Source organism: Photorhabdus thracensis (genome assembly GCF_001010285.1).
Lineage (GTDB): Bacteria > Pseudomonadota > Gammaproteobacteria > Enterobacterales > Enterobacteriaceae > Photorhabdus > Photorhabdus temperata.
Map to the genome: position 1 here is coordinate 4,333,380 of NZ_CP011104.1, position 25,589 is coordinate 4,358,968.

A 25,589-nucleotide genomic window follows, 5' to 3' on the forward strand; every position below is an offset into this window, starting at 1 on the left:
TTTAAATATTAGGAAAATGTATTCGTGATGGTGGTGGGGGAAGGATTCGAACCTTCGAAGTCTGTGACGGCAGATTTACAGTCTGCTCCCTTTGGCCGCTCGGGAACCCCACCAGATTTTGAAAATTATCATTATTGCTTACAGCGAGCGGAATCATATCAAATGAACCGCCGCTGTAAAGTCTATATTTGAAAATAAGTTACCGCATGCTGTTTTTTTGCCCCGAGCGAATCAGTTGTGAGCAATAAGCAAGGGATTTTATGCGGCTAAAGAATGACTGTACGGTTTCCATAAACAAAAACCCGTTGAGCAAGAACCCAGTATAAAGCATGGCTCAGTACATTTTTTTCAACATCCCGGCCTGCTCTCATCATGTCTTCAGCTGTGTATGTATGGTCTATGTTAATGACATTCTGGGTAATAATTGGACCTTCATCCAGATTATCATTCACGTAGTGGGCTGTCGCTCCTATGATTTTTACGCCTCTTTCATATGCCTGATGATAAGGACGCGCTCCGATAAATGCAGGTAAGAAGGAGTGGTGAATATTAATAATCTGATTTGGGTAATGCCGGACAAATTCCGGTGTCAGTACCCGCATGTATTTCGCGAGTACTACGTAATCAGGTTTGTATTGGTCGATCTGGGCAATCAGTTTTTCATCGTGTTGCTCACGAGTTAAACCTTCATGGCTGATTAAATGGAAAGGGATACCAAATTGTTCAACTAATGATTGTAATGTTGCGTGGTTGCCGATAACCGCGGCAATTTCAACATCAAGCCCATCGTAAGCGCTTTTCATGAGTAAATCCCCAAGGCAATGCGCTTCTTTTGTCACCATAATAACAATACGCCGCCGCCCAGCAGTATTTAATTCCCGCTGAGAACCCACCGGTAACGCGTCATCTAAGTCAGCCAGAAATGTTTCATCGTTGAAGATTCCTTCAAGCTCAGTACGCATAAAAAAGCGACCGGTGCGATGATCGACGAATTCATTATTCTGAACGATATTCAGTTGGTGCTTGTAGCAGATGTTAGTAATTTTGGCGATTAATCCTTTTGCATCAGGGCAAATAGTGCGCAGAATTTTCTTTTGTATATGTTGGTGTTGCATGAATGGGGTGATCCTTAAATCTTTTTCACTTTTTGTCTGTGGTGATTAACCACAACATTTTTTGTATTTTTTACCTGAACCGCATGGACAGGGGCTATTACGGCCAGTTTGAGGTTTAACGCCGTCAATATAATACCACCGCTGGTCTATACGAAGAAAACGTGAACGCTCATGAATAAGTTGTTTATCCTGGGCTTTTTGATCAAGAAAGCAAGTTGAAAATTCAACATAGGCTTCGTTATCGTTTTTACCTTTTTCAGTTGCGATAACATTTAATCCGAGCCATTGGGTAGCAATAAAACTCTGCTCTATATCTGAACGCCACTTTTCAGCCTGGCAGTCAGGATGCCAACTGGCAATAAGATAATCCGCATTATGTTTTACATAGGCGCTGTATCTGGAACGCATCAAAGATTCGGCGTTGGGGGCAGGTTTTGTGTTTTTGAGATAGGCAGAACAGCAATCCGCAAAATCTATTCCACTGCCGCAAGGGCATAACTCTGTCAAAATAACTCCAATTGTAAAGGGTGAAATACCATTTTATGCGTTTTCTATTGCAAAGAAACGTAAGAGAACAAATGATAGTCACTTTATTGAACTAATATGATTGATAGTACCTAAGAACAGGTGAAAGTCGCAATATTAAGCTAAGGGAGCGTGTTTATGGAAAAAGCACTGGCAGGCAAACAGATTCTGATTGTAGAGGATGAACCTGTTTTTAGTTCTTTGTTGGCTGGGTATTTGCGAACGTTGGGCGCTAAGGTATTGGTCGCATCTAATGGTGCTATTGCACTACAGGTGTTGGGACGTGAAGCTCATATTGAACTTATTTTATGTGATTTAGATATGCCGGTTATGAATGGCATTGAATTTGTTGCGAAATTGACTAATGAGGGGATTAATATTCCAGTTATCATTATTTCAGCAACTAACAAGATGGCAGAAGTTGATGAAGTGCTTCGTTTAGGTGCAAAAGATGTTTTATTAAAACCTGTTGCAGATCTAAATGAGATAAAAAAAACAGTACTGGCCTATTTACATCCAACTGTTTTTATGTCTGGTGCAATTGAACAGAATAACTTGAATAAAGATTGGTTAACGCTGAAACATAATTCAGATGAAGCATTAAATATACTTAAGCAGTTACAACCCCCGGTTTCTCAGGTGATTGCTCACTGTAAAGTTAATTACCGAAAATTAAATATGATTGATAAACCAGGATTAATTCTCGATATGGCGGCGTTATCCGACAATGAATTAGCTTTTTATTGTCTGGATATCAGCCGTTCAACAGAGTACGGTGTGATTTCAGCATTATTACTCAGAGTCGTATTTAACAGTTTGTTACAAGAGCATATCACCCATCATTCCCGGCGTTTACCCAGTATGTCAGGTATTCTAAACAGGATTAATAATTTGTTGGAAGATGCAGGATTACAAGGGCAATTTCCATTGCTGCTTGGGTATTATCATACAATCAATAAAACGGTTCTGCTGACTTCTGCGGGGTTACATGCCAGTATTCAGTCGGGTAACCACCAAATCCAATTAGATAGTGGTGTTCCTCTTGGGACGTTGAGAACAATTTGTTCGAACCAGGTTTGTTCTCATAGTGCTGAATGGCAATGTCGGATTTGGAATACAGATAGTCAAATAAAATTGATGCTTTCTTCAATATATTCCGGGTGAATATTACCAAGGTGGGATTTTGTTTAAAGCAGATATTAAACATCAAGTCACGGTGATGTAATTAAACAGAATGGCGCTGTTTATCCGATAGAATTAGCTGGTATACTCGGTTCATTCTGCTTGGAATCTACCAGGCTGTTTTATTTGTCGCTCTTTAGTGCAAAGAGCGAATTTAGCGCGGTGCAGATAAAAGCGATAACTTTTGAGTGTACTATTAATGCGACCAGAAAGGCGGGCAAAGCGATGTGTTCTGTGTATGCGTCGGTTTTTGTATGCTGTCTGCATTCTCGATTTATTGACAAGAATGAATGGTCTGCAATTAATGACGCCTTATTGGAATAGGTTCTTAAAGGGCCAGCACTGATTTTGAGCTGAAGACGGATTTGTTTCAGCCAAAAAAACCAGGAGAAAAGATTAATGCCATCAGTAAGTAAAACAGTAAAGAAAGCCGTTATTCCCGTCGCGGGATTGGGAACAAGGATGTTACCCGCGACGAAAGCAATTCCTAAAGAGATGTTGCCTTTAGTGGATAAACCTCTTATTCAGTATGTTGTTAATGAATGTATTGCCGCTGGCATTAATGAAATTATCCTGGTGACTCATTCATCAAAAAATTCAATTGAAAACCATTTCGATACCAGTTTCGAGCTGGAGGCTATCCTTGAGCAAAGGGTGAAACGTCAGCTACTGGATGAAGTTCAATCTATTTGTCCAAGTCACGTCACTATTATGCAAACTCGCCAGGGAATTGCTAAAGGCTTAGGCCATGCAGTGTTATGTGCCAAGCCCTTAATTGGTGATGAGCCTTTTGCGGTGATACTCCCTGACGTTATTCTTGATGAGTACAGTACAGACTTGACTAAATATAATCTGAGCGAGATGTTGGTTCGTTATAATGAAACGGGAGCCAGCCAGATATTAGTAGAACCTGTACCTCATGAAGAGGTTTCCAGTTATGGTATTGTCGATTGCCAGGGAGAAAATCTGCAACCCGGCGACAGTAAACCTATCAGGCGTGTGGTTGAAAAACCTGAACCAAAAGAAGCGCCGTCAAATCTTTCTATTGTTGGCCGTTATGTGTTGTCTGAAAAAATTTGGCCATTATTGGCTAAAACAGCGCCGGGTGCCGGAGATGAGATTCAACTTACCGATGCTATTGCTATGTTAATGGAAAAGGAACCCGTGGAAGCCTATCACTTGCGGGGGGGAAGTCATGATTGTGGTAATAAGCTCGGTTATATGCAGGCGTTTGTCCAATATGGCATGAAACATCATGCTTTAGGCAAAGAGTTTACTGATTGGTTAGTGGCTTTGCAGGATCAAGCTAAAAAATAATCTTGTGGAAATTTTTAGGTATCATATGAAAGTTACAGTATTTGGTATTGGCTATGTTGGTCTGGTTCAGGCTACGGTTTTAGCTGAAGTAGGGCATGATGTCCTTTGCATTGATGTAGATGAAAATAAAGTTGAGAACCTGAAAAATGGTCAAGTCCCCATTTTTGAGCCTGGTTTAGCGCCACTGGTTAAGAAGAATTATGAAGAACGCCGTCTGAATTTCAGCACTGATGCAAAAGCCGGTGTTGCTCACGGTAAGTTACAGTTTATTGCGGTAGGTACGCCTCCCGATGAAGATGGTTCAGCGGATTTGAAGTATGTCTCCGCCGTTGCCCGTACTATTGCGGAGTACATGGATAGCTATAAAGTTATTATTGATAAATCTACTGTTCCTGTTGGTACAGCAGATAAAGTTAATGCGGTTGTTAATGAGACTCTGCATAAACGCAATATTGATATTCCATTTGATGTGGTTTCTAACCCGGAGTTTCTCAAAGAAGGGGCCGCTGTTGCAGATTGTATGCGCCCTGAGCGGATTATTATTGGGTGTGACAACGACAGAGTCGTTGACCTGATACGTGAGTTGTATGAGCCATTTAACCGTAATCATGATCGTATGATTGTGATGGATATCCGCAGTGCAGAACTGACGAAATATGCCGCGAACTGTATGTTGGCAACGAAAATCAGTTTCATGAATGAGATCGCGAACTTAGCTGAAATGCTGGGGGCGGATATTGAGCATGTTCGTCAGGGAATGGGTTCTGATTCTCGTATTGGCTATCATTTTATCTATCCGGGTTGTGGTTATGGTGGCTCATGTTTTCCGAAAGATGTGCAGGCGTTAATTCGTACCGCAGAGCAAATTGGCTACCAACCCAAGATTCTTCATGCGGTAGAACAAGTGAATGAACTGCAAAAGAGTAAATTACCTTCTTTTGTCAAACGCCATTTCGGTGAAGATTTATCCGGTAAGACGTTTGCGGTCTGGGGATTATCGTTCAAACCGAATACCGATGATATGCGTGAAGCGTCAAGCCGTGTTTTGATGGAAACATTGTGGCAGGCAGGAGCTAAGATACAGGCTTACGATCCTGAGGCTATGCAGGAAGCTCAGCGTATTTATGGTCAGCGTGATGATTTATCATTGATGGGGACTAAGGAAGCGGCGCTGAATGGGGCAGATGCCCTGATTATCTGTACTGAATGGCAAAGTTTCCGTGCGCCGGATTTTGATGTCATCAAAGCGTCTCTCAGGACGCCAGTTATCTTTGACGGACGGAATCTCTATGATCCTGAACGCCTGCAATCCCGTGGTTTTACGTATTATGGGATTGGTCGTGGCGCATCCATTATTAACCCGGTTATCTGAGTAATACGATGAAATTCTTAGTGACAGGTGCTGCTGGTTTTATTGGTTTTCATGTGAGCCAGCGATTATTGAAAATGGGGCATGAGGTTGTGGGTATTGACAACCTTAATGACTATTATGATGTGAATCTCAAACAAGCACGGTTAGATCTATTATTTGATAAGCCGGGTTTTAAATTTGAAAAGCTGGATTTAGCTGACAGAATAGCCATTTTCGATCTTTTTGTGCGGCATCAATTCCAGCGGGTTATCCATCTGGGCGCTCAGGCTGGTGTTCGCTATTCGTTGCAAAACCCAATGGCTTACATTGATTCGAATATAGTCGGGTATATCAATATCCTGGAGGGGTGCCGCCATAATAATGTTGAGCATTTATTATATTCTTCTTCCAGTTCTGTTTATGGGTTAAATAGAAAGCAACCGTTTTCGACAAACGATTCAGTTGATCACCCAATTTCACTATATGCGGCAACTAAAAAATCAGATGAATTAATGTCTCATTGTTACTCTCATCTTTATCAGTTGCCAACGACAGGCTTGCGATTTTTCACCGTATATGGCCCGTGGGGGCGTCCTGATATGGCTTTATTTAAGTTCACTAAAGCGATGTTATTAGGGCAGCCTATTGATGTTTATAACCACGGTAACATGGTTAGAGACTTTACTTATATAGATGATATCGTTGAATCAATAATCAGGTTGCAAGACATCATTCCTGCATCAAATGAGAGCTGGATGGTTGAGGATGGGCAAATATCTGCCAGTTCTGCTCCTTACTGTATTTATAATATTGGTAATGGTCAACCGACTAGACTAGGTGATTTTATTGAGGCGATAGAAGAGTCATTAGGCATTCAGGCTAAGAAAAACTTTATGCCCATGCAAGATGGTGATGTTCTATCGACCTGTGCTGATTCAAGTGACCTTTTTCAAAAAATAGGATTCGCCCCCAATACGCCGCTAAAGCATGGCGTGAAGCAGTTTGTAGAGTGGTATTTGAATTTCTATCATCAATCTAAATAAGAAAAAGGAGCCATTGGCTCCTTTTCTATTGAATCACTGACAGCGACAAGAGAAGTAAATAACTGTACCTGATTGGTTATTAATTTGCCTTAGCATTGGCTAAGTTAGTAACCGGCTAGCGTTGCTTCACAATAAAGAAATGACACTACAGGTTGTTACTTGATTAAATGCCTGCCAATGATGTTTAAGCTCATATAACAGGCATTAATCCGTTTGTCAGTTAAACCGTTTATATAATAAAAATACCCTTGTAAGAGGGTATTTTTATAATTAAATCACTTTAAAAACAATATGTTAGAGCAAGAAGCTTTCCAGAGTTTTTCCTTCGTCTTCAATTGCTTTTTTGATAACAGCAGGTGTACGTCCCTGACCAGTCCAGGTTTTAGTTTCACCGTTTGTATCAACATATTGGTATTTAGCTGGACGCGCAGGACGTTTTGTTTTACCAGCAGATTTGCCGGCGCTCATTGTCTGAAGCAATTCGCTTGGATCAATTCCTTGTTCAAGAATCATTTTACGAACTTCTTCCAATTTACGTGAACGTTCCTCTAATTCAGCTTTTACCTGACTTTCTTCTTCACGACGCTCTTCAACAGCGACGGTCAGTTTTTCAAGTATTTCTTCTAAGAACTCAAGTTCACATTCTCTTGCTTGAGCTCGTAAAGTACGGATGTTATTTAGGGTTTTTAAATCGCTCATTGTCCTGGTCTCAAATTATAATGATGATGGCTGATGTGGATATAATAATAGAATGCTATTTTATTTTCTGCAATAGTCAATTTCTCATATTCGGATAAAATGACTCTTTTTTTTAAACGTAATTTCTTTACAAAAGTTATATAGCGCTTTTTATACAGCTATTTCGATTGTCATTCCACAATAACATGTTCAGGGTACCTTTAACAAAGGGAGTATGATTATCTCTCTAATTTATAAACCAAGCATATACTAAATCGGTAAGTAATTTTAACTGTTTCTTATCATACCTGCTAAGGCAGAATAATACTAAGTTAAAAAAAACTTATGACTAATCCATGAGTTATCGTCGATTTTCTGTGACTATTTTCTGGAAGTAAGTCACGCACATTATTAATTTGTATACAATATGCAACAAATCAGTCTGGCTTTCATTTCTTAATTTAAACATGAACATTTGTCGTTCAAATGCGCTTTATTACCCATTTGATGTGATCAGGGTCATGAATCATTAAGACATCACTAAGCTAAATATTTCTGTATATCAATCGGTAAAGCTTACTGAGATGGATAATCACCACTAAAGTTTATGGTAAACTCATCTGACTATATGGCTTTATAAATTTTGTTAAGAGGCAGGGCCGATGGCTCAACTTTATTTTTATTACTCCGCAATGAACGCCGGAAAATCGACATCACTGTTGCAATCTTCTTATAACTATAATGAGAGAGGGATGAGAACGCTGATTTTTACCGCAGAAATTGATACCCGGTTTGGAAAAGGAAAAGTCAGTTCTCGTATTGGATTATCTGCTGATGCACATCTGTTTAACCAACAGACAGATATTGGTGAGTTAATCAGAAATGAAAATAGGAAGGAAAAAGTGCATTGTGTGCTGATTGATGAGTGTCAGTTTCTCACAAAGGCGCAGGTTGAACAGCTATGTAAAGTGACTGACTACGATGATATTCCGGTTCTTTGCTATGGGCTGAGAACGGATTTCAGCGGGGAGCTTTTTAGTGGTAGTCAGTATCTTCTGGCGTGGGCTGATAAGTTGGTTGAGCTGAAAACTATCTGCCATTGTGGGCGCAAGGCAAGCCGTGTATTACGTTTTGATGGTGAAGGTGTGGCCATTTACGATGGCGAACAGGTTGATATTGGTGGCAATGAGAAATATGTGTCTGTTTGCCGTAAGCACTATATGGATGCTATCAGTAAGGCGAAGGAAAGACGGAGATAAGTATACAATTTATACTGTTGTCTGTTGTAAAGCTTCCTGAGGCCATTTGAGGGCTTGGCTTAACATTGAGGAAAATGGGGCAGAGGTAAAGTTAAAGGGGCTTATATTTGCCCCTTTAAGTGGTTTAAATCAGTTAACAGGCTGTTTTTTCCGGAGGTTCTGGTGTTACCTCTGTTTCTGTGAATTCACGTCCATAGAATGAATCCAGCAATAATTGTTTCAGCTCAGAAATCAGAGGGTAACGTGGGTTAGCGCCAGTACATTGGTCGTCGAAGGCATCTTCAGATAACTTATCAATTTTCGCCAGGAAGTCGGCTTCCTGAACACCGGCTTCGCGGATAGATGTTGGGATACCCAGTGTCGATTTCATCTCTTCCAGCCATGCCAGCAGTTTTTCGATTTTTGCCGCCGTATGATCGCCGGCCGCAGACAAACCAAGATGATCCGCAATTTCAGCATAACGACGGCGGGCTTGCGGGCGGTCATATTGGCTGAATGCAGTCTGTTTGGTTGGGTTATCGTTAGCGTTATAGCGGATAACGTTACAAATCAGCAGTGCGTTAGCAAGGCCATGTGGAATATGGAACTCAGAACCCAATTTATGCGCCATAGAGTGACATACCCCCAGGAAAGCATTAGCAAATGCAATACCCGCAATAGTTGCAGCATTATGAACCCGTTCACGGGCGATTGGGTTAGTGGCGCCTTCGTGATAGCTGGCTGGGAGGAACTCTTTCAATAGTTTTAGCGCTTGCAGTGCTTGTCCGTCAGAGTATTCGTTTGCCAGGACCGATACGTAAGCTTCCAGGGAATGGGTGATTGCGTCCAGTCCACCAAAAGCACACAGTGATTTTGGCAGATTCATCACCAGGTTGGCATCAACGATAGCCATATCCGGCGTCAGAGCATAATCAGCCAGTGGATATTTCTGACCGGTTGTATCATCAGTGACAACGGCGAAGGGGGTCACTTCAGAGCCTGTACCGGAAGTTGTGGTAATCGCTACCATTTTCGCTTTAATCCCCATTTTGGGGAATCGGTAGATACGTTTACGGATATCCATAAATCGCAGGGCTAATTCTTCGAAATGCGTTTCAGGGTGTTCATACATCACCCACATAATTTTGGCTGCATCCATTGGAGAACCACCACCCAGGGCAATAATGATATCTGGTTTGAATGAGTGCATTTGTTCCGTACCCTTACGGACAATGCTTAGGGTAGGGTCTGCTTCAACTTCAAAGAAAACTTCGGTTTCTATCCCGTGGGATTTCAGCACATCAGTGACCTGGTCAGCATAGCCATTATTGAATAAGAAACGGTCTGTTACGATGAAGGCGTGTTTTGCACCATCGGTTGCGACTTCTTCTAATGCGATAGGCAGTGAGCCGCGGCGGAAGTAAATTGATTTCGGAAGTTTATGCCACAGCATATTTTCTGCCCTTTTCGCCACAGTTTTAGTGTTGATAAGATGTTTTGGCCCTACGTTTTCAGAGATGGAGTTTCCTCCCCATGAACCGCAGCCCAGTGTCAGAGAGGGGGCAAGTTTGAAATTATAGAGATCACCGATACCCCCCTGAGAAGCGGGTGTATTCACCAGAATCCGGGCTGTTTTCATTTTGTCGCCAAAGTATTTGATTCGTGCCGCTTGATTGTCCTGGTCGGTATACAGGCAGGATGTGTGACCAATTCCCCCCATTTCAACCAGTTTTTCTGCTTTCTCTACCGCATCTTCAAAATTGTTACCACGATACATTGCGAGTAATGGCGACAGTTTTTCGTGGGCAAAGGGCTCTGCTTTATCAATCAGATTGACTTCTCCAATCAGGATCTTGGTTCTTTCCGGAACATGAAAGCCTGCCATTTCGGCAATTTTCGTTGCGGGTTGACCAACAATTTCCGCATTCAGGTTACCGTTTTTCAGGATGATATCTTGAACCGCTTTCAGTTCCTTACCTTGTAACAAATAACCACCATGAGTAAAGAAACGTTTACGCACCTGATCATAAACAGAATCCACTACGATAATGGACTGTTCTGAAGCACAGATAACGCCGTTGTCGAAAGTTTTGGACATCAGAATAGAGGCAACCGCGCGTTTAATATCCGCTGATTCGTCGATGACGACCGGTGTGTTACCCGCACCAACGCCGATCGCTGGCTTACCAGAACTGTATGCCGCTGTTACCATACCAGGGCCACCGGTCGCCAGGATCAGGTTGATATCCTGGTGATGCATCAATGCATTGGAAAGCTCAACAGACGGCTCATCAATCCAGCCAATAATATCTTTTGGTGCACCAGCCTCAACCGCAGCACACAGAACCAATTCAGCTGCTTTATTCGTTGCTTTTTTAGCGCGTGGATGGGGTGAGAAAATAATACCGTTACGGGTTTTCAGGCTGATCAGAGCCTTAAAAATAGCGGTGGATGTTGGGTTAGTCGTTGGCACGATACCGCAGATTAAGCCAATAGGTTCGGCGATAGTGATGGTGCCGAATGTTTTGTCTTCGGACAAAATGCCACAGGTTTTTTCATCTTTGTAAGCGTTATAGATGTATTCGGAAGCGAAATGGTTTTTGATCACTTTGTCTTCGACAATCCCCATCCCTGATTCCGCCACGGCTAATTTTGCTAAAGGGATGCGTGCGTCTGCTGCTGCAAGGGCCGCGGCACGGAAGATCTTGTCAACTTGCTCCTGAGAGAAGTTGGCAAATTCACGTTGTGCTTTTTTAACCCGGGCAACCAGCTCGTTCAATTCAGTAATATGAGTTACAGTCATAAAGAGGTACTCCTGGAAAATATTAAAAATCTTTTAATATCAAAGAATAAGTGTTTTGCAGACTATTTAGCTTGGTGATTTTATGATGGCTACAGATTACCATTTGGTATTAAATAGATATTGATCTTAATCATATAAATTCCAAGCTGACTCCTTTCAGCTTGGGTGAGGTGGTAGAAGCGTTAATCAGGTTGAGTTTTTAACCTAATGAAAAAATCGGGTTAACAACTTGTTATATAAGACATTTTAAATTGAAAAATGAGTTGCAGTCGATGGAAAGCGGAATGTCATCCGTATAAGGTAAAGAAAAAATTAAGTTTTCTATGATTTTTGGGTAAGTAATCATATGAAAATATTTTCGTTAACACTGCGTAACTCAAGAGAGGTTGTTCGTGGGTGATTTACTGTTGGATCTTCCTGGTTGCATTAAGTTTTTTGTTGGGCTGTTCGCACTCGTCAATCCTGTTGGTATTTTACCGGTTTTTATCAGCATGACTCACTACCAGGCTCAGGCTGCCCGCAATAGAACTAATTTTATCGCCAATATTTCTGTTGCCATCATTTTATGGACAGCTTTGCTACTGGGTGATTCGATACTGCGGATGTTTGGCATTTCCATTGACTCTTTCCGTATTGCTGGTGGGATCCTTGTTGTGACCATCGCTATGTCGATGATTAACGGTAAACTTGGGGAAGACAAACAGAATAAGCAAGAAAAATCAGAAACCGCCATTAGAGAGAGTGTTGGTGTTGTGCCGCTGGCATTGCCGTTAATGGCCGGCCCCGGGGCGATCAGCTCTTGTATCGTTTGGAGTTCCCGCTATCAGGGGTGGCAGAATTTTATTGGGTTGGTGTTAACCAGCGCTTTGTTTGCTTTTTGCTGTTGGTTGTTATTCCGATCAGCTCCCTTAGTTGTCAAATATCTTGGGCAAACAGGCATCAACGTTATCACCCGAATTATGGGGCTGCTATTGATGTCTTTGGGAATCGAACTGATTGTGACAGGGATCAGAGCATTATTTCCAGGGTTACTCTGATATGATTGACGATAAAAGGTGCTGGATTTTTTTCGAGTCAAATTACAAATTATAATATTCTTGTCATTTTTATTATAAAGCCTGTTTTATGGGCTTTTCTCACTTATTTTACTGGTACTTCCTGAATTTTATACAAATAATCCAATATTTTTCTAAACTATTCTTACCTGCTAGTTCAATCTGTAACTGGTTGCTTCCACCGTAGTTTTGTGATGAATGTAGGTTTTTAATTTGCATTGATTGCAATTTGTTAAAATTATGTTTATTTTCATCTATGGACTACCTTTGTTTACTATTTTAGTTAAGATAAATGTAAATAAAGTGATGTATATCAATTTGTTACGTCGTTTGTTGGGATGTTTTATCAATTAATTTAATAGGATGCATTAAGTTGTTTGTAAGGATGGTTTTTACAATATAAGAAGGGTATTTTAACTATTGATATGATAAATCACCTTTAATATTTAATCCGTTACCTTGAGCTAAATAATGTGAAGGTACTGGCCTTTATGGGATATATGCGAAATGAATGAACAGGCCCACTAAACTGGAGGACTGGAGGTAAAAAATGAAGATCAAACAATTAAAATTACATAAGTTTGCTTCCTGTATATTATTATTATCGGTATTTCCTGTTACGGCTGTGTTTGCCGCTGACGTCCCAGATGGAGTGAAGCTTGCGGATAACCAGCAGATTGTTATCAATAATGGCACAGAAGTCGCCTCACTTGATCCACATAAAGTCGAAGGTGTGCCAGAATCCAACATTATTCTTAACCTCCTGGAAGGATTAGTCAGTACGGGTTCCAAAGGAGAAACTGTTCCGGGCGTTGCGAGCCATTGGGAAAATCAGGATTACAAAGTCTGGACTTTTTATCTGCGTGATAATGCTAAATGGAGTGATGGAACACCCGTCACTGCACATGATTTTGTATATAGCTGGCAACGTTTGGCTGATCCACATGTGGGTTCGCCTTATGCCAGTTATCTTCAATATGCTTACGTTGAAAACATTAATGATGTTCTAAAAGGCAAAAAATCTCCTGACCAGTTGGGAATTAAAGCGCTGGATGATCATCGTTTGCAGGTTACTCTGACGCATCCCGTGCCTTATTTCGTCAATATGCTCAGTCATACGGCAATGAAACCAGTGAAAAAGGATCTGGTTGAAAAATGGGGTAATAAATGGACTCTGCCAGAAAATTATGTGGGCAATGGGGCGTATCGGCTGAAAGAGTGGGTGGTGAATGAGCGGATTGTGATTGAACGGAATCCACAATACTGGAATAACGGTAAGACTATTATTGAGCAAGCGACGCTTTTACCACTTCAGTCCGAAACCAGCGGTGTTAACCGCTATCGTAGTGGGGAAATAAATATCACCAACAGCGCTATCCCTCCGGATTTGTATCGGAAAATGAAAAAAGCGATCCCTGATCAGATGCACGTCAGCCCTTATCTCTGTACGTTCTATTACGAAATTAACAATAATAAACCCCCGTTTACTGATGTAAGAGTTCGTGAAGCCGTTAAGTTAACTCTCGACAGGGAGATTATTGCGGGGAAAATTATGGGGCAGGGGCAAATACCGGCCTATGGTTTTACTCCAACGTTTATCGGCGGCGGTGATTTTGCTAAACCAGAGTGGGCTGGCTGGACACAGGAACAGCGTAATAAGCGTGCCAGAGAGTTATTGGCGCAGGCGGGTTTTAATCAGGCGAATCCGCTGAAATTCACATTGCTGTACAACACATCTGATCAAAATAAACAGCAGGCTATTGCTGCCGCTTCCATGTGGAAAAAGAATCTGGGAGCTGATGTGATTTTACAGAATCAGGAATGGAAAACTTCTCTCGAAAGTCGTCACCAAGGGAATTATGAGGTTACCAGAGCAACCTGGTGTGCGGATTACAATGAGCCTACTGCGTTTTTAAATATGTTGCTTTCTGGTAGCAGTAATAACACGACTTTTTACCAGAATAAAAATTTCGATAGTTATCTGGAGCAGGCGTTAGTCGCTAAAGATGCGGCTGTGCGTAAGAAATTATACCAACAAGCTGAATTTCAACTTGATAAAGACTCGGTATTGATTCCCGTTTATTACCGGGTGAGTGTACGGCTTGTTAGCCCATCAGTGGGAGGGTTTTCAGGGAAAGACCCATTGGATTATATGGATATTAAGCGACTGTATATGATAAAAAACTAGACATTAGTTTTACTCAAAAGAGTTACTGGTCCTGCAAACAAAATCGTTCCTTTTGAATGCAGGTGATAATCCGACCCATATTTCTGGGCCGTCGACTGATAAAAAGTCCGACGATGTAAAATTGGAGTAGAAAAAGATGATAAACACAACTAAGAATAGATTACTTACTGTCAGCATCAGTGCTGTACTAAGTATGGTAGTGGTGAGTCAGGTATTTGCTGCAAAAGTGCCAGATGGTGTTCAATTAGCTGATAAACAGGTTTTAGTCCGTAATAACGGCTCTGAGCCACAATCGCTGGACCCACATAAGATTGAAGGGGTGCCTGAATCACATTTGGCCCGCGATCTGTTTGAAGGTGTTGTAATCGTTGGCCCGCATGGTGAAATCTTGCCGGGTTCTGCAACCCGTTGGGAAAATAAAGACTTTACCGTTTGGACATTCCATATGCGTAAAGATGCTAAGTGGTCTAATGGTGATCCTGTCACCGCTCATGATTTTGTTTACAGCTGGCAGCGTTTGGCTGATCCTAAGACGGCTTCTCCTTATGAAAGTTATCTCCAGTATGCCCATATCACGAATATTGATGACATCATCAGTGGCAAAAAGAAACCGGATACTCTGGGTGTAAAAGCACTGGATGACTATACATTACAGCTCACATTGAGTGAAGCGGTTCCTTATCTGCCAAGGCTTTTGGCTCACTCCTCAATGTCGCCGGTTAATAGAGCTACGGTGGAAAAATATAGCGAAAAGTGGACTCAGCCGCAGAATTTTGTAGGTAATGGCGCTTACAAACTGAAAAACTGGGTGGTCAATGAACGTATTGTGATGGAACGTAGCCCAACATACTGGGATAACAAAAATACTGTTATTGATCAGGTCACTTTCCTACCAATTTCCTCAGAAGTAACAGATGTAAACCGTTATCGCAGCGGTGAAATTGATATGACTTATACCAATTTGCCGATTGAGCTATTCCATAAACTGAAAAAAGAGATCCCGAACGAGTTGCGCATTAACCCGCAATTATGTACTTATTATTACGAAATTAATAACGAAAAGCCGCCATTTAATGATCCTCGCGTCCGTACTGCATTGAAATTGGCTATGGACCAAGATATTGTGACAAATAAAGTAAAAGCACAGGGTGATATCCCTGCTTACGGTTTTACACCGCCGTTTACTGATGGTATGAAAGAGGTAAAACCAGCGTGGTTTACTGAGTGGAACCAGGAAAAACGTAACCAGGAAGCCAAAAAATTACTGGCTGAAGCGGGTTATACTAAAGATAATCCATTGAAATTTAACTTGCTTTACAATACCTCCGATCTACATAAAAAAATTGCAATCGCAATAGCTTCTGTCTGGAAGAAGAATTTAGGTGTTGATGTTCGTTTGGAAAATCAGGAGTGGAAAACTTTCCTTGATACCCGACATCAGGGCAATTACGATGTAGCCCGTGCTGGCTGGTGCGCTGATTACAATGAACCTTCTTCATTCCTTAATATGTTACTTTCTTACAGCAGTAATAACACCTCTCATTATAAGAGCAGTGAATTTGATAAGCTGATGAAAGAATCCCTGCAAGTAAAAACTGATGATGAGCGTGCAGCCGTTTATCAAAAGGCAGAAGAGCAGCTAGATAAAGATTCAGCCATTGTTCCCCTTTATTACTATGTGAATACCCGGTTAGTGAAGCCCTATGTTGGTGGTTATACAGGGAAAGATCCTTTGGATAATCTACACACCAAAGATTTTTATATTATCAAACACTAATAGTTGCAGGGCGGCCCGGAAAGGGCTGCCTTAGTGTCAGATTATTTTAAGGCCAGGGTTTAGGGCCAACACATAGGAACGGGCAATGCTTAAGTTTATTTTACGCCGTTGTTTAGAGGCGATCCCGACACTTTTTATTCTTATCACTATTTCGTTTTTTATGATGCGGCTGGCACCAGGCAGCCCGTTTACCGGTGAACGGAAATTGCCACCAGAGGTGATGGCAAATATTGAAGCGAAATATCATCTGAATGACCCCATGTATAAGCAATATTTTGATTACTTAATCCAGCTTTCCAAAGGGGATTTTGGGCCGTCTTTTAAATATAAGGACTATACGGTTAACGATTTGGTCGCAACGGCATTTCCGGTGTCGGCTAAATTGGGTGCATCGGCATTTATTATGGCAGTTATCTTGGGGGTTAGCGCTGGGGTTATTGCTGCACTTAACCAAAACACAAAGTGGGATTATACCGTGATGGGATTCGCTATGACGGGGGTTGTTATCCCAAGCTTTGTTGTGGCGCCGTTATTGGTGCTGGGGTTCGCTATTCACCTTAAATGGTTACCGGGAGGGGGCTGGAATGGCGGGGCGCCAAAATTTATGATCTTACCCATGGTAGCACTGTCTTTGGCCTATATCGCCAGTATTTCGCGTATCACCCGTGGTTCGATGATAGAAGTGCTGCACTCTAACTTTATCCGTACTGCACGTGCCAAAGGGTTGCCATTACGTATCATTATATTCCGCCATGCCTTAAAACCCGCATTGCTGCCGGTCATCTCTTATATGGGGCCTGCTTTTGTCGGTATTATCACCGGTTCAATGGTGATTGAAACGATCTTCGGTTTACCGGGAATAGGGCAGTTATTTGTTAATGGGGCGTTGAACCGTGACTATTCATTGGTATTAAGCCTGACGATTTTGGTTGGTGGCCTAACTATTCTGTTTAATGCGATTGTTGATGTGTTGTATGCCGTCATCGATCCGAAGATCCGTTATTAAGATTGGAGCGCGCAATGATAGTCAATAAACAAAATAGCGAAGCTCTGGAAAATTTCTCTGAGCAACTGGAAATTGAAGGCCGCAGTTTGTGGCAGGATGCACGACGTCGTTTTATTCACAACCGGGCAGCGATTGCCAGTTTGTGCTTGTTATTGTTGATTACTTTGTTTGTGATTTTGGCACCGATGCTGGCCCAGTTTACATACGATGATACTGACTGGGCTATGATGTCTATGCCGCCGGAGTTTGAATCAGGTCACTATTTTGGTACCGATTCCTCTGGCCGTGATTTACTGGTACGTGTTGCTATTGGTGGGCGCATTTCATTGATGGTTGGGATTGCCGCAGCCTTGGTTGCCGTAGTCGTTGGAACTTTGTATGGGTCATTATCCGGTTATCTGGGTGGAAAAATAGACTCAGTGATGATGCGTCTGTTGGAAATTCTGAACTCATTCCCATTCATGTTCTTTGTGATCCTGCTGGTAACCGTCTTTGGACAGAATATTTTGTTGATATTTGTCGCGATTGGCATGGTGTCATGGCTTGATATGGCGCGTATTGTCCGTGGTCAGACACTGAGCCTGAGACGTAAGGAATTTATTGAAGCCGCGCTGGTGTGTGGGGTGCCAACCCGTTACATCGTGTTACGCCATATTGTCCCTAACGTATTGGGTGTGGTGGTGGTTTATGCATCTTTATTAGTTCCAAGCATGATTCTGTTTGAATCATTTCTGAGCTTTCTAGGATTGGGAACTCAGGAGCCATTAAGCAGTTGGGGAGCGTTGTTAAGTGATGGTGCGAATTCGATGGAAGTTTCCCCGTGGTTGCTGATGTTTCCTGCCGGTTTTCTGGTGGTGACACTGTTTTGTTTTAACTTTATCGGCGATGGCCTGCGTGATGCCCTCGATCCGAAAGATCGTTAAGGAGGTAACATGAACAGCGTTAAAAACCAGAAAAGTTCTGAGCCGTTGTTAGTTGTTAAAGATTTGGACGTGACTTTTAGTACCCCGGATGGGGATGTTACCGCGGTGAACAAGCTGAATTTTGATTTACGGGCAGGGGAGACACTGGGAATTGTCGGTGAATCTGGTTCTGGGAAATCACAGACCGCTTTTGCTCTGATGGGATTGCTTGCCAGAAACGGCACGATTGGCGGCTCTGCTATTTTTAATGGCAGGGAAATTCTTAACCTGGAAGAGAAAGAACTTAACCGCATGAGAGCGGAAGAAATATCAATGATATTTCAGGACCCAATGACTTCTCTCAATCCCTATATGCGCATTGGTGACCAGCTTACAGAAGTATTAATGCTGCATAAACGTATGAGTAAAGGTGAAGCATACCTTGAATCGATTCGGATGCTGGATGCCGTCAAAATGCCGGAAGCGCGTAAACGTATGAGCATGTACCCTCATGAGTTTTCTGGTGGAATGCGTCAGCGCGTGATGATTGCAATGGCATTGTTATGCCGGCCAAAATTGCTGATTGCTGATGAACCGACAACTGCACTTGATGTTACGGTTCAGGCACAGATTATGACTTTGCTGAATGAACTGAAACAGGAATTTAATACCGCGATTATTATGATTACTCACGATTTGGGGGTAGTTGCCGGTATTTGTGACAAAGTGCTGGTGATGTATGCCGGGCGGACTATGGAATATGGCACGGCTCGCGAAGTGTTTTATCATCCAACACATCCTTATTCTATTGGCCTTCTTAATGCTGTGCCTCGTCTTGATGGTGATGAAGAATCATTGACGACTATTCCGGGGAATCCGCCTAATTTAATACGGTTGCCGAAAGGGTGTCCGTTCCAGCCACGCTGTCAGTTTGCAGTAGACCATTGTGTAGCTTGTGAACCACAGTTAGAGGCATTTGGCAATGGGCGTTTGCGATCTTGTTTTAAAGCACCGGGAGAATTGGTATGAGTCCGATTGAAGAAAGACGCGTGTTGCTGGAAGTGGCCGATCTGAAAGTTCACTTTGATATCAAAGATGGCAAACAATGGTTTTGGCAACCAGCAAAAACCCTGAAAGCGGTTGATGGCGTTACATTAAGGTTATACGAAGGGGAAACCCTTGGGGTGGTTGGTGAATCTGGTTGTGGTAAATCGACTTTTGCCCGTGCAATTATCGGATTGGTTAAGTCTTCCGGTGGTTCAGTAACTTGGTTGGGAAGAAGCCTGCTGGATATGAATGATAAACAGTGGCGGGATATTCGCAGTGATATCCAGATGATATTCCAGGATCCATTAGCATCGCTGAACCCGAGAATGACGATTGGCGATATTATTGCAGAGCCACTGCGTACTTATCATCCTAAGATGAAAGAGCTGGAAATCAAAGGCCGGGTAAAAGCAATGATGATGAAGGTTGGATTGCTGCCGAATCTGATTAACCGCTACCCGCACGAATTCTCTGGCGGTCAGTGTCAACGTATCGGGATTGCCCGTGCGCTTATTCTTGAACCTAAGTTGGTGATTTGTGATGAGCCGGTATCTGCACTTGATGTATCCATTCAGGCTCAGGTAGTGAACCTGTTGCAGGAATTACAACGGGAAATGGGGCTATCGTTGATTTTTATCGCCCATGATCTTGCGGTGGTTAAGCACATATCTGACCGTGTCTTGGTGATGTATCTTGGGCATGCAGTGGAACTGGGAACTTATGATGAGGTTTATCATAATCCACAGCACCCTTATACCAAAGCATTGATGTCGGCAGTGCCGGTGCCTGATCCGGATAAAGAACGAAATAAGCATATTGAGTTACTGGAAGGTGAATTACCGTCACCGATCAATCCGCCATCAGGTTGTGTTTTCCGTACACGTTGCCCAATGGCAGATCCTGAATGTGCTAAGACACGACCATTGATGGAGGGAAGTTTTCGTCATGCGGTGTCTTGCTTGAAGGTTGATCCGTTGTAATTGTTGGTGATGTTGTCATATTAGATGGTGTGCCTCACTGGGTTTATACATTAAGGCATCTTTATAAACCAAAATATGAGAGTTGTTTTTTGGGTTCTGCTTGGGATTCAGGCATACATCAAAATTGGCAACTCTCGTTGGTTTAGCCGTAATCAATTTAAGTGCAGTAATCCATTGATTTCATTGATTTCCTTATGCCACATAGCTTGAAGATCCGGTTTCTGATGCTTATTCTTTCGTTTTTGATCTTCTTGCAACAATTCTTCAAGCTCAAAAAGGCGTTTTAATAACTCATCGTCGTTCTTGTCATTAACTGGCACAGACTGAACTGATGAATCTTTGGGTTCATAGTGATTATTGACAGACGTGTCTGAGTACATACTTTTGTAAGCTGAATTTGAATCGTTGTACTCGATAAGTTTACCGTTATTGATAACAAAAAAACGGTTACATACTTTTTCCAGAAAATCACGATCATGGGAAACCAAAATGAGTGTTCCTAGATATGCTCGAAGTTGTTCTGCCAGCTCAGTTTTGCCAATAAAATCGAGATGGTTAGTTGGTTCGTCCAGCATAATGATATGACTATCAATTAGAGATATTCCCAATAATAGGACACGAGCTCTTTCGCCACCACTTAATGTTTCAATCTTGGAAAATAAACGGTTATAGATGAATCCGGCTTTTATTAACGCTTTCTTGCAGGTTTCATTATCAACTGATACACCAGCAAAATCGCAGTACATTATTAAAGCATCAATTAATGAATGTTTATCATCGAGTCTGTTTAACGTCTGATCGTAATAGGCCATTATTGCTTTAGGATGGATCAGGATTTCTGAAATGTTATCAGCAGGAGTAATATAATTATGCCAAACATATTCTAAAAAGGTAGATTTTCCACATCCATTCTCACCAAGAATGGTAATATGATCACCTGATGCCGCGGTAAAGTCAGTAATATTGAATAATTTTAATGTGCTGTTTTTAAGTTGGACATTAAAATTATTTATATCAATAAGCTTGTTGGCGGGGAGAGATCTCCCTGGGAATGTTAAATACCAAGGATAGTCATCTATCGTTTCGCATTGTTGTTCTTTTAATTTATCAATTCTTTTAAACATAGATTGAGCCTTTCTGGAAAGGCTATTACTGTCATAGTTTTTACCCCATATAGCCAACTGTTTTGCGCTTGATTCAAGTCGGCGTATCTCTTGTTCCTCAGCGGCATGTTGTAATTGTAAGGCGTCTTCAAGTTTCTGGTGTTCGATCAGTGCATTGCTACATGGGTAGCCGTATTTATAAAGGGTATTATTGGAAATAATCCAACTGCAATTTGTTACGTTATCTAGTAATCTACGGTCATGTGATACGGTGATTAAGCATCCTTTCCAGGTTGATAAAAATTGCTCAAGCCAAAGCATAGTAGGTAAATCAAGATGGTTGGATGGTTCATCCAGTAAAAGAGTATTTGGTTCCAGAAGCAAAGCCCGTGCAATCAAAATTTTCGTTTTTTGTCCACCACTCAAGCTTGAACATTTCATATGAAAATGTTCATTTCTGAAGCCAATTCCAGTAAGTACAGTTTCAGCTTTCCAGCCACTGGAATAACTTTCATCACAGGGCAACACGGATAATGTAGCGTCTAGTAGACTGAAATCCAATAAAGAATCAGGAAAATGTTGCTCAATCATATAGAATTTCAGATTATTAGCATGTGTTACTGTACCGCTATTAGGTGAAAGATTTTTAGAAATAATCTTTAGCAAAGTAGATTTGCCAGAACCATTGAACCCGATCAAACCTACTTTATCATTCTGATTTAACGATACAGATAAACCCTTAAACAGCTCGTTTTCTGAGTTATAGTAATATACATTTTCAGCAGTAATGAATGTTTGATTCTTATTTTTCATGAACAGCCTCTTTATTCCTGAAAAAAATCATAAATATTGCAGCAAAAATAGCCAGTAAGAATTCTTAAAAATAGATGTTTTGGGCGGATTCGACTAAATAAGTGTAATTCTTCAGAAAGGCGGCCAGCTGCTTTCTCGGCGTCATTTTACGAAGAATGTTGCACTTACTATGCGAAACCGCGTTATAATTTACATCTTTTTATTCGTTAATGTTTATCATTTGAAGCACAATACAGAAAGTTTTTCGCCGGTAAAATTTGTGCTGTAATGATGTTCTGTATTGGGAGCAGGCGGGCAACGTGATAGAGAGTGATTAACTTTATTTTTTTACTCTTTCCACAAAATATGGCAAATCTGGTGAGATTTTTCCCGGCAAATCAGAATACGGGCAAAAATATCATTAATCTCAGCATCCTCAGATTCAGCCAGCCCGATAATCACCTCTGCGAAAAAATCAGGGTTTAGATCGCACTCCACATGTTCCAGCCAATCCTCTGAAGGAGCCAGTAATTCTGCGCCGCCCCGTATTTCGAATTGTAAGCTGAATAGCAAAATATCCGCAGGATCAAGATTGGATGAAGCCAGCTCAAGAAAGATGTCATACGCTTTCTCAAGGGTTTCATCTTCTGTCATTCGGTTATTGAGATCTAAATCCATCGTTTGTGAAGGTCTGTTGTCCATATCAATTCATTTGGTCAGTAATGATGGGATAATTAAAGCATGACGGAGCATTGATTGGTACCCCCATCTTGTCAAGACGAGGGGATTAGTCACAGTAGTGGGCTGAAAAAGTAACAAATACGTTCAATTATCCGATGCCACAAAGGGCGCTGTTCCCATTCATGGATTTCCAGCAATGTAGAATGGGCCATGTAATCGTATTGCACCAGAGTCAGGTCATTACCAAAGTTTTCATCATCAATAACCACAGTAATTTCAAAATTCAGCCACAGGCTGCGCATATCGAGATTAACTGAGCCAACCATACTGAGTTGACCATCAACCAAGACGCTTTTGGTATGTAATAAACCGTCTTCAAACTGATAAATCTTAACTCCCGCATTCAATAGTTCAGAAAAGAATGCACGACTTGCCCAGCGAACAAGGAAAAAATTGTTTCTGCTAGGAACAATAATAATAACTTCCACACCCCTTAAGGCCGCAGTGCAGATAGCATTCATCAAGTCATCACTGGGAACAAAATAAGGGGTGGTTAATATCAATTGCTTACGGGCAGAGAAAATAGCCGTCATTAAAGATTGTTGAATTAACTCTTCAGGGAATCCGGGACCAGATGCAATGATCTGAGTTGTATGCCCGCTGGCTTGTTCAAATGGCATGATATTGTTGTCTGGTGATGGTGGAAAGATGCGTTGACCTGTTTCCATTTCCCAGTCACAAGCGTAAATAACACCCATCGTCGTGGTAACCGGCCCTTCCATCCGCACCATGATGTCGATCCATTGTCCAACACCGGCGTTTTGCTTAAAGAAGCGTGGATCTACCATATTCATGCTGCCGGTGTAAGAAATATAGTCGTCTATCAGGATAATTTTACGATGCTGGCGCAGATCCATGCGGCGTAGAAATAAACGGAAAATATTGACTTGTAAAGCTTCAACAAATTCAATTCCTGCCTGGCGCATGATATCCGGGTATTGACTACGGCAATATAACCAGCTGCCGGCTGAATCCACCATAACACGGCATCTGACTCCTCGGTGTGCTGCGGCCATAAGGGCATCAGTCACTTGTTCAACCAAACCGCCGGATTGCCAGATATAGAACATCATCTCGATGCTGTGTTTGGCATTCTCAATATCTTCGATGATGGTTTTTAGTGAATTGTCATAGGTTGTCAGCAGTTGGATCTTGTTACCCTTAACGCCTTCGAGCCCTTGCCGCCGTTCGCAAAGCTGGAATAACGGTGTCGCGACTTCGCTATTTTCCGTGGCGAAGATATGACGAGATTTGCGCAGCTCTTCAAGCCATACCGCTGTTGACGGCCACATGGCTTTTGCCTGCTCAACTCTGCGTTTTCCCAAATGCAGCTCACCAAATGACAGGTAAGCGATAATGCCAACTAAGGGCAGGATATAAATAATTAGCAGCCAGGTCATAGCGGAAGTGACAGGCCGGCGTTTTATTAAAATACGTAAGGTGATACTGGCAACGATCAGCCAATAGAAGAAAATAGCAAGCCAACTTAGGACGGAATAAAAGGTTGTCATGTTCGGCAATCAATCCTGTTTTGTTCAGACATCTTTGGTGGCGTTTAACACGGCTTCCCCGAAACACGGGATATAAACGATCTAATTAACCCGATGAATTTACCAAAAAATCGGCAAGTATACTGTAAGCATCATACTTGATATTGGTTATTTCGCACTATATGACATAAAAAGTACTATTCAGATACGCCTTGGATATCTTTTTTAAAGGCTTATAATGAGCGTGATATTTTTTACAGGTATAGTTGTATGAGACATAGTCGAAATGAAGTCGGACGGTGGCGAAGGTTGCGCCAGCATTCCAACCGCCGTCGCCGTTGGCTGGAAGGGCAATCAAGACGTAATTTACGTATTTATTCACTACGTAAATTAGATGTTTATAAACAGCGGCGAGCTTTATTGTTTGTTCAACATAGTGAATGGACGCATTAAAAAAATAATATTTTTGGCCTTATATTCACGCTCAACCACAATCTTTATTGAATATGATTGCTATTTGCATTTAAACTAGCAGTTATTCGAGGATTGACTATTATGCTGCTAATCAAGAACTTTCTTATGCGTTGGATACATTGGCCAATATTATTATCAGTTTGTTTGCATATTTCTGTTGCTGCCGCACTTTTTTGTTCTGTGATACCGGAAAAACAGCCTGACACTGCACTTATGTCTGTAGCGATGATTCAGTTAGCTGCTGAAGATGTCCCAGTTTCACAACCCGCGGCGCCTGAGCCTGAATCAGAGCCAGATGAGCCTGAACCTGTTCCAGAGCCGGTGATCCCAAAGCCGGAGGTGAAGAAGCTGAAACCGAAACCGGAAGTGAAGAAGAAGGTTGTTAAAAAGCAATCGGAGCCAGTTGAGAAGATAATTGAACAATTGGAAAAGGAAAAGCCACTGGTTAACCGTACTGATAATAATCAGAATAAACCGGCAACTAAATCACGGAATGGGCCAAAAGCATTAAGTAAAACGTTACCCATTTATCCATCCAGAGCGGCAGCATTGGGGATTGAGGGTAATGTTAGAGTCAAATATGATATTGATGAAGACGGCCGGGTAAAGAATATCGAAGTGATTGGTGCTAATCCGCCTAATGTTTTTGACAGGGAAGTAAAAAAAGCAATGAGAAAATGGCGCTTTGAAAAAATACCCGCAGTTGGCTATATCACAACAGTAGAATTCAAAATGACCGGTATATCTCAATCCTGATTGGCGGTAAAATGCAGATAAAAAAG

The 25,589-nt window shown here is 41.7% G+C and carries 21 protein-coding genes and 1 tRNA gene; 14 read left to right on the forward strand and 8 right to left on the reverse strand.

Annotation, left to right across the window (positions count from 1 at the left end):
* Window positions 1-28 precede the first annotated feature (28 nt).
* The 3 genes from VY86_RS18910 to VY86_RS18920 all read right to left on the reverse strand — a co-directional run bounded on the left by VY86_RS18910 (window position 29) and on the right by VY86_RS18920 (window position 1,622).
* Window positions 29-113 (reverse strand) — tRNA-Tyr (locus VY86_RS18910).
* 153 nt (window positions 114-266) lie between these two features.
* Window positions 267-1,115 carry a formyltetrahydrofolate deformylase gene (gene purU, locus VY86_RS18915; protein WP_046976103.1) on the reverse strand — a complete coding sequence of 283 codons (849 nt, stop codon included), beginning with the start codon at window positions 1,113-1,115 and terminating at the stop codon, window positions 267-269.
* 45 nt (window positions 1,116-1,160) lie between these two features.
* Window positions 1,161-1,622, reverse strand: coding sequence for a YchJ family protein (locus VY86_RS18920; RefSeq protein ID WP_021325511.1), 462 nt, complete (start codon window positions 1,620-1,622; stop codon window positions 1,161-1,163).
* A gap of 156 nt (window positions 1,623-1,778) precedes the next feature.
* Between VY86_RS18920 and rssB the strand changes: the two genes are divergently transcribed.
* The 4 genes from rssB (at window position 1,779) to VY86_RS18940 (ending at window position 6,533) form a co-directional block, all read left to right on the forward strand.
* Window positions 1,779-2,804: a two-component system response regulator RssB gene (rssB, locus tag VY86_RS18925; RefSeq protein ID WP_046976104.1), complete on the forward strand. Its 1,026-nt coding sequence runs from the start codon at window positions 1,779-1,781 to the stop codon at window positions 2,802-2,804.
* Window positions 2,805-3,221: 417 nt separating this feature from the next.
* Window positions 3,222-4,139 (forward strand): UTP--glucose-1-phosphate uridylyltransferase GalU, encoded by a 918-nt coding sequence (galU, locus tag VY86_RS18930; protein WP_046976105.1) that lies wholly within the window; start codon window positions 3,222-3,224, stop codon window positions 4,137-4,139.
* 25 nt (window positions 4,140-4,164) lie between these two features.
* The gene (locus VY86_RS18935) at window positions 4,165-5,511 is read left to right on the forward strand and encodes a UDP-glucose dehydrogenase family protein (RefSeq protein ID WP_046976106.1); all 1,347 of its coding nucleotides are present in this window, start codon (window positions 4,165-4,167) and stop codon (window positions 5,509-5,511) included.
* Window positions 5,512-5,519: 8 nt separating this feature from the next.
* Entirely contained in the window at window positions 5,520-6,533 is a 1,014-nt protein-coding gene (locus VY86_RS18940; protein WP_046976107.1) for an NAD-dependent epimerase, read from the forward strand.
* Window positions 6,534-6,827: 294 nt separating this feature from the next.
* On the opposite strand, the gene hns is transcribed toward VY86_RS18940, so the two are convergent.
* Window positions 6,828-7,232, reverse strand: a complete 405-nt coding sequence (gene hns / locus VY86_RS18945; protein WP_021325507.1) for a histone-like nucleoid-structuring protein H-NS — start codon at window positions 7,230-7,232, stop codon at window positions 6,828-6,830.
* Between the two features lie 641 nt (window positions 7,233-7,873).
* On the opposite strand from hns, the gene VY86_RS18950 reads away from it, so the two are divergent.
* Window positions 7,874-8,470: a thymidine kinase gene (locus VY86_RS18950; protein WP_046976108.1), complete on the forward strand. Its 597-nt coding sequence runs from the start codon at window positions 7,874-7,876 to the stop codon at window positions 8,468-8,470.
* A 133-nt stretch (window positions 8,471-8,603) separates the two neighbouring features.
* Here VY86_RS18950 and adhE read toward each other — a convergent pair whose 3' ends face one another.
* Complete coding sequence (gene adhE / locus VY86_RS18955) at window positions 8,604-11,252, reverse strand: bifunctional acetaldehyde-CoA/alcohol dehydrogenase (RefSeq protein ID WP_046976109.1); 2,649 nt, start codon at window positions 11,250-11,252, stop codon at window positions 8,604-8,606.
* Between the two features lie 392 nt (window positions 11,253-11,644).
* On the opposite strand from adhE, the gene VY86_RS18960 reads away from it, so the two are divergent.
* From VY86_RS18960 to oppF, 7 genes are all read left to right on the forward strand, one after another.
* Window positions 11,645-12,289: a YchE family NAAT transporter gene (locus VY86_RS18960; protein WP_046976110.1), complete on the forward strand. Its 645-nt coding sequence runs from the start codon at window positions 11,645-11,647 to the stop codon at window positions 12,287-12,289.
* A gap of 568 nt (window positions 12,290-12,857) precedes the next feature.
* Window positions 12,858-14,495 carry an ABC transporter substrate-binding protein gene (locus VY86_RS18965; protein WP_046976111.1) on the forward strand — a complete coding sequence of 546 codons (1,638 nt, stop codon included), beginning with the start codon at window positions 12,858-12,860 and terminating at the stop codon, window positions 14,493-14,495.
* 136 nt (window positions 14,496-14,631) lie between these two features.
* Window positions 14,632-16,272 (forward strand): oligopeptide ABC transporter substrate-binding protein OppA, encoded by a 1,641-nt coding sequence (oppA, locus tag VY86_RS18970; protein WP_046976112.1) that lies wholly within the window; start codon window positions 14,632-14,634, stop codon window positions 16,270-16,272.
* An 85-nt stretch (window positions 16,273-16,357) separates the two neighbouring features.
* Window positions 16,358-17,278 (forward strand): oligopeptide ABC transporter permease OppB, encoded by a 921-nt coding sequence (oppB, locus tag VY86_RS18975; protein ID WP_046976113.1) that lies wholly within the window; start codon window positions 16,358-16,360, stop codon window positions 17,276-17,278.
* A 14-nt stretch (window positions 17,279-17,292) separates the two neighbouring features.
* Entirely contained in the window at window positions 17,293-18,201 is a 909-nt protein-coding gene (gene oppC, locus VY86_RS18980; RefSeq protein ID WP_046976114.1) for an oligopeptide ABC transporter permease OppC, read from the forward strand.
* A 9-nt stretch (window positions 18,202-18,210) separates the two neighbouring features.
* Window positions 18,211-19,209 (forward strand): ABC transporter ATP-binding protein, encoded by a 999-nt coding sequence (gene oppD / locus VY86_RS18985; protein WP_046976115.1) that lies wholly within the window; start codon window positions 18,211-18,213, stop codon window positions 19,207-19,209.
* Complete coding sequence (gene oppF / locus VY86_RS18990; RefSeq protein ID WP_046976116.1) at window positions 19,206-20,207, forward strand: murein tripeptide/oligopeptide ABC transporter ATP binding protein OppF; 1,002 nt, start codon at window positions 19,206-19,208, stop codon at window positions 20,205-20,207. The genes oppD and oppF overlap by 4 nt, the downstream gene beginning before the upstream one ends.
* A gap of 152 nt (window positions 20,208-20,359) precedes the next feature.
* Here the strand turns inward: oppF and VY86_RS18995 are convergent, their stop codons facing one another.
* The 3 genes from VY86_RS18995 to cls form a co-directional block, all read right to left on the reverse strand.
* Window positions 20,360-22,123 (reverse strand): ABC-F family ATP-binding cassette domain-containing protein, encoded by a 1,764-nt coding sequence (locus VY86_RS18995; RefSeq protein WP_046976117.1) that lies wholly within the window; start codon window positions 22,121-22,123, stop codon window positions 20,360-20,362.
* Between the two features lie 327 nt (window positions 22,124-22,450).
* A complete protein-coding gene (locus tag VY86_RS19000; RefSeq protein WP_046976972.1) occupies window positions 22,451-22,780 on the reverse strand; it encodes an HI1450 family dsDNA-mimic protein in 330 nt (109 codons plus the stop codon).
* 113 nt (window positions 22,781-22,893) lie between these two features.
* The gene (gene cls / locus VY86_RS19005) at window positions 22,894-24,354 is read right to left on the reverse strand and encodes a cardiolipin synthase (RefSeq protein WP_046976118.1); all 1,461 of its coding nucleotides are present in this window, start codon (window positions 24,352-24,354) and stop codon (window positions 22,894-22,896) included.
* A 249-nt stretch (window positions 24,355-24,603) separates the two neighbouring features.
* Here cls and VY86_RS19010 point away from each other — a divergent pair, with 249 nt between their 5' ends.
* Entirely contained in the window at window positions 24,604-24,786 is a 183-nt protein-coding gene (locus tag VY86_RS19010) for a YciY family protein (protein ID WP_046976119.1), read from the forward strand.
* A 102-nt stretch (window positions 24,787-24,888) separates the two neighbouring features.
* Window positions 24,889-25,563 (forward strand): TonB system transport protein TonB, encoded by a 675-nt coding sequence (tonB, locus tag VY86_RS19015; protein ID WP_046976120.1) that lies wholly within the window; start codon window positions 24,889-24,891, stop codon window positions 25,561-25,563.
* Window positions 25,564-25,589 lie beyond the last annotated feature (26 nt).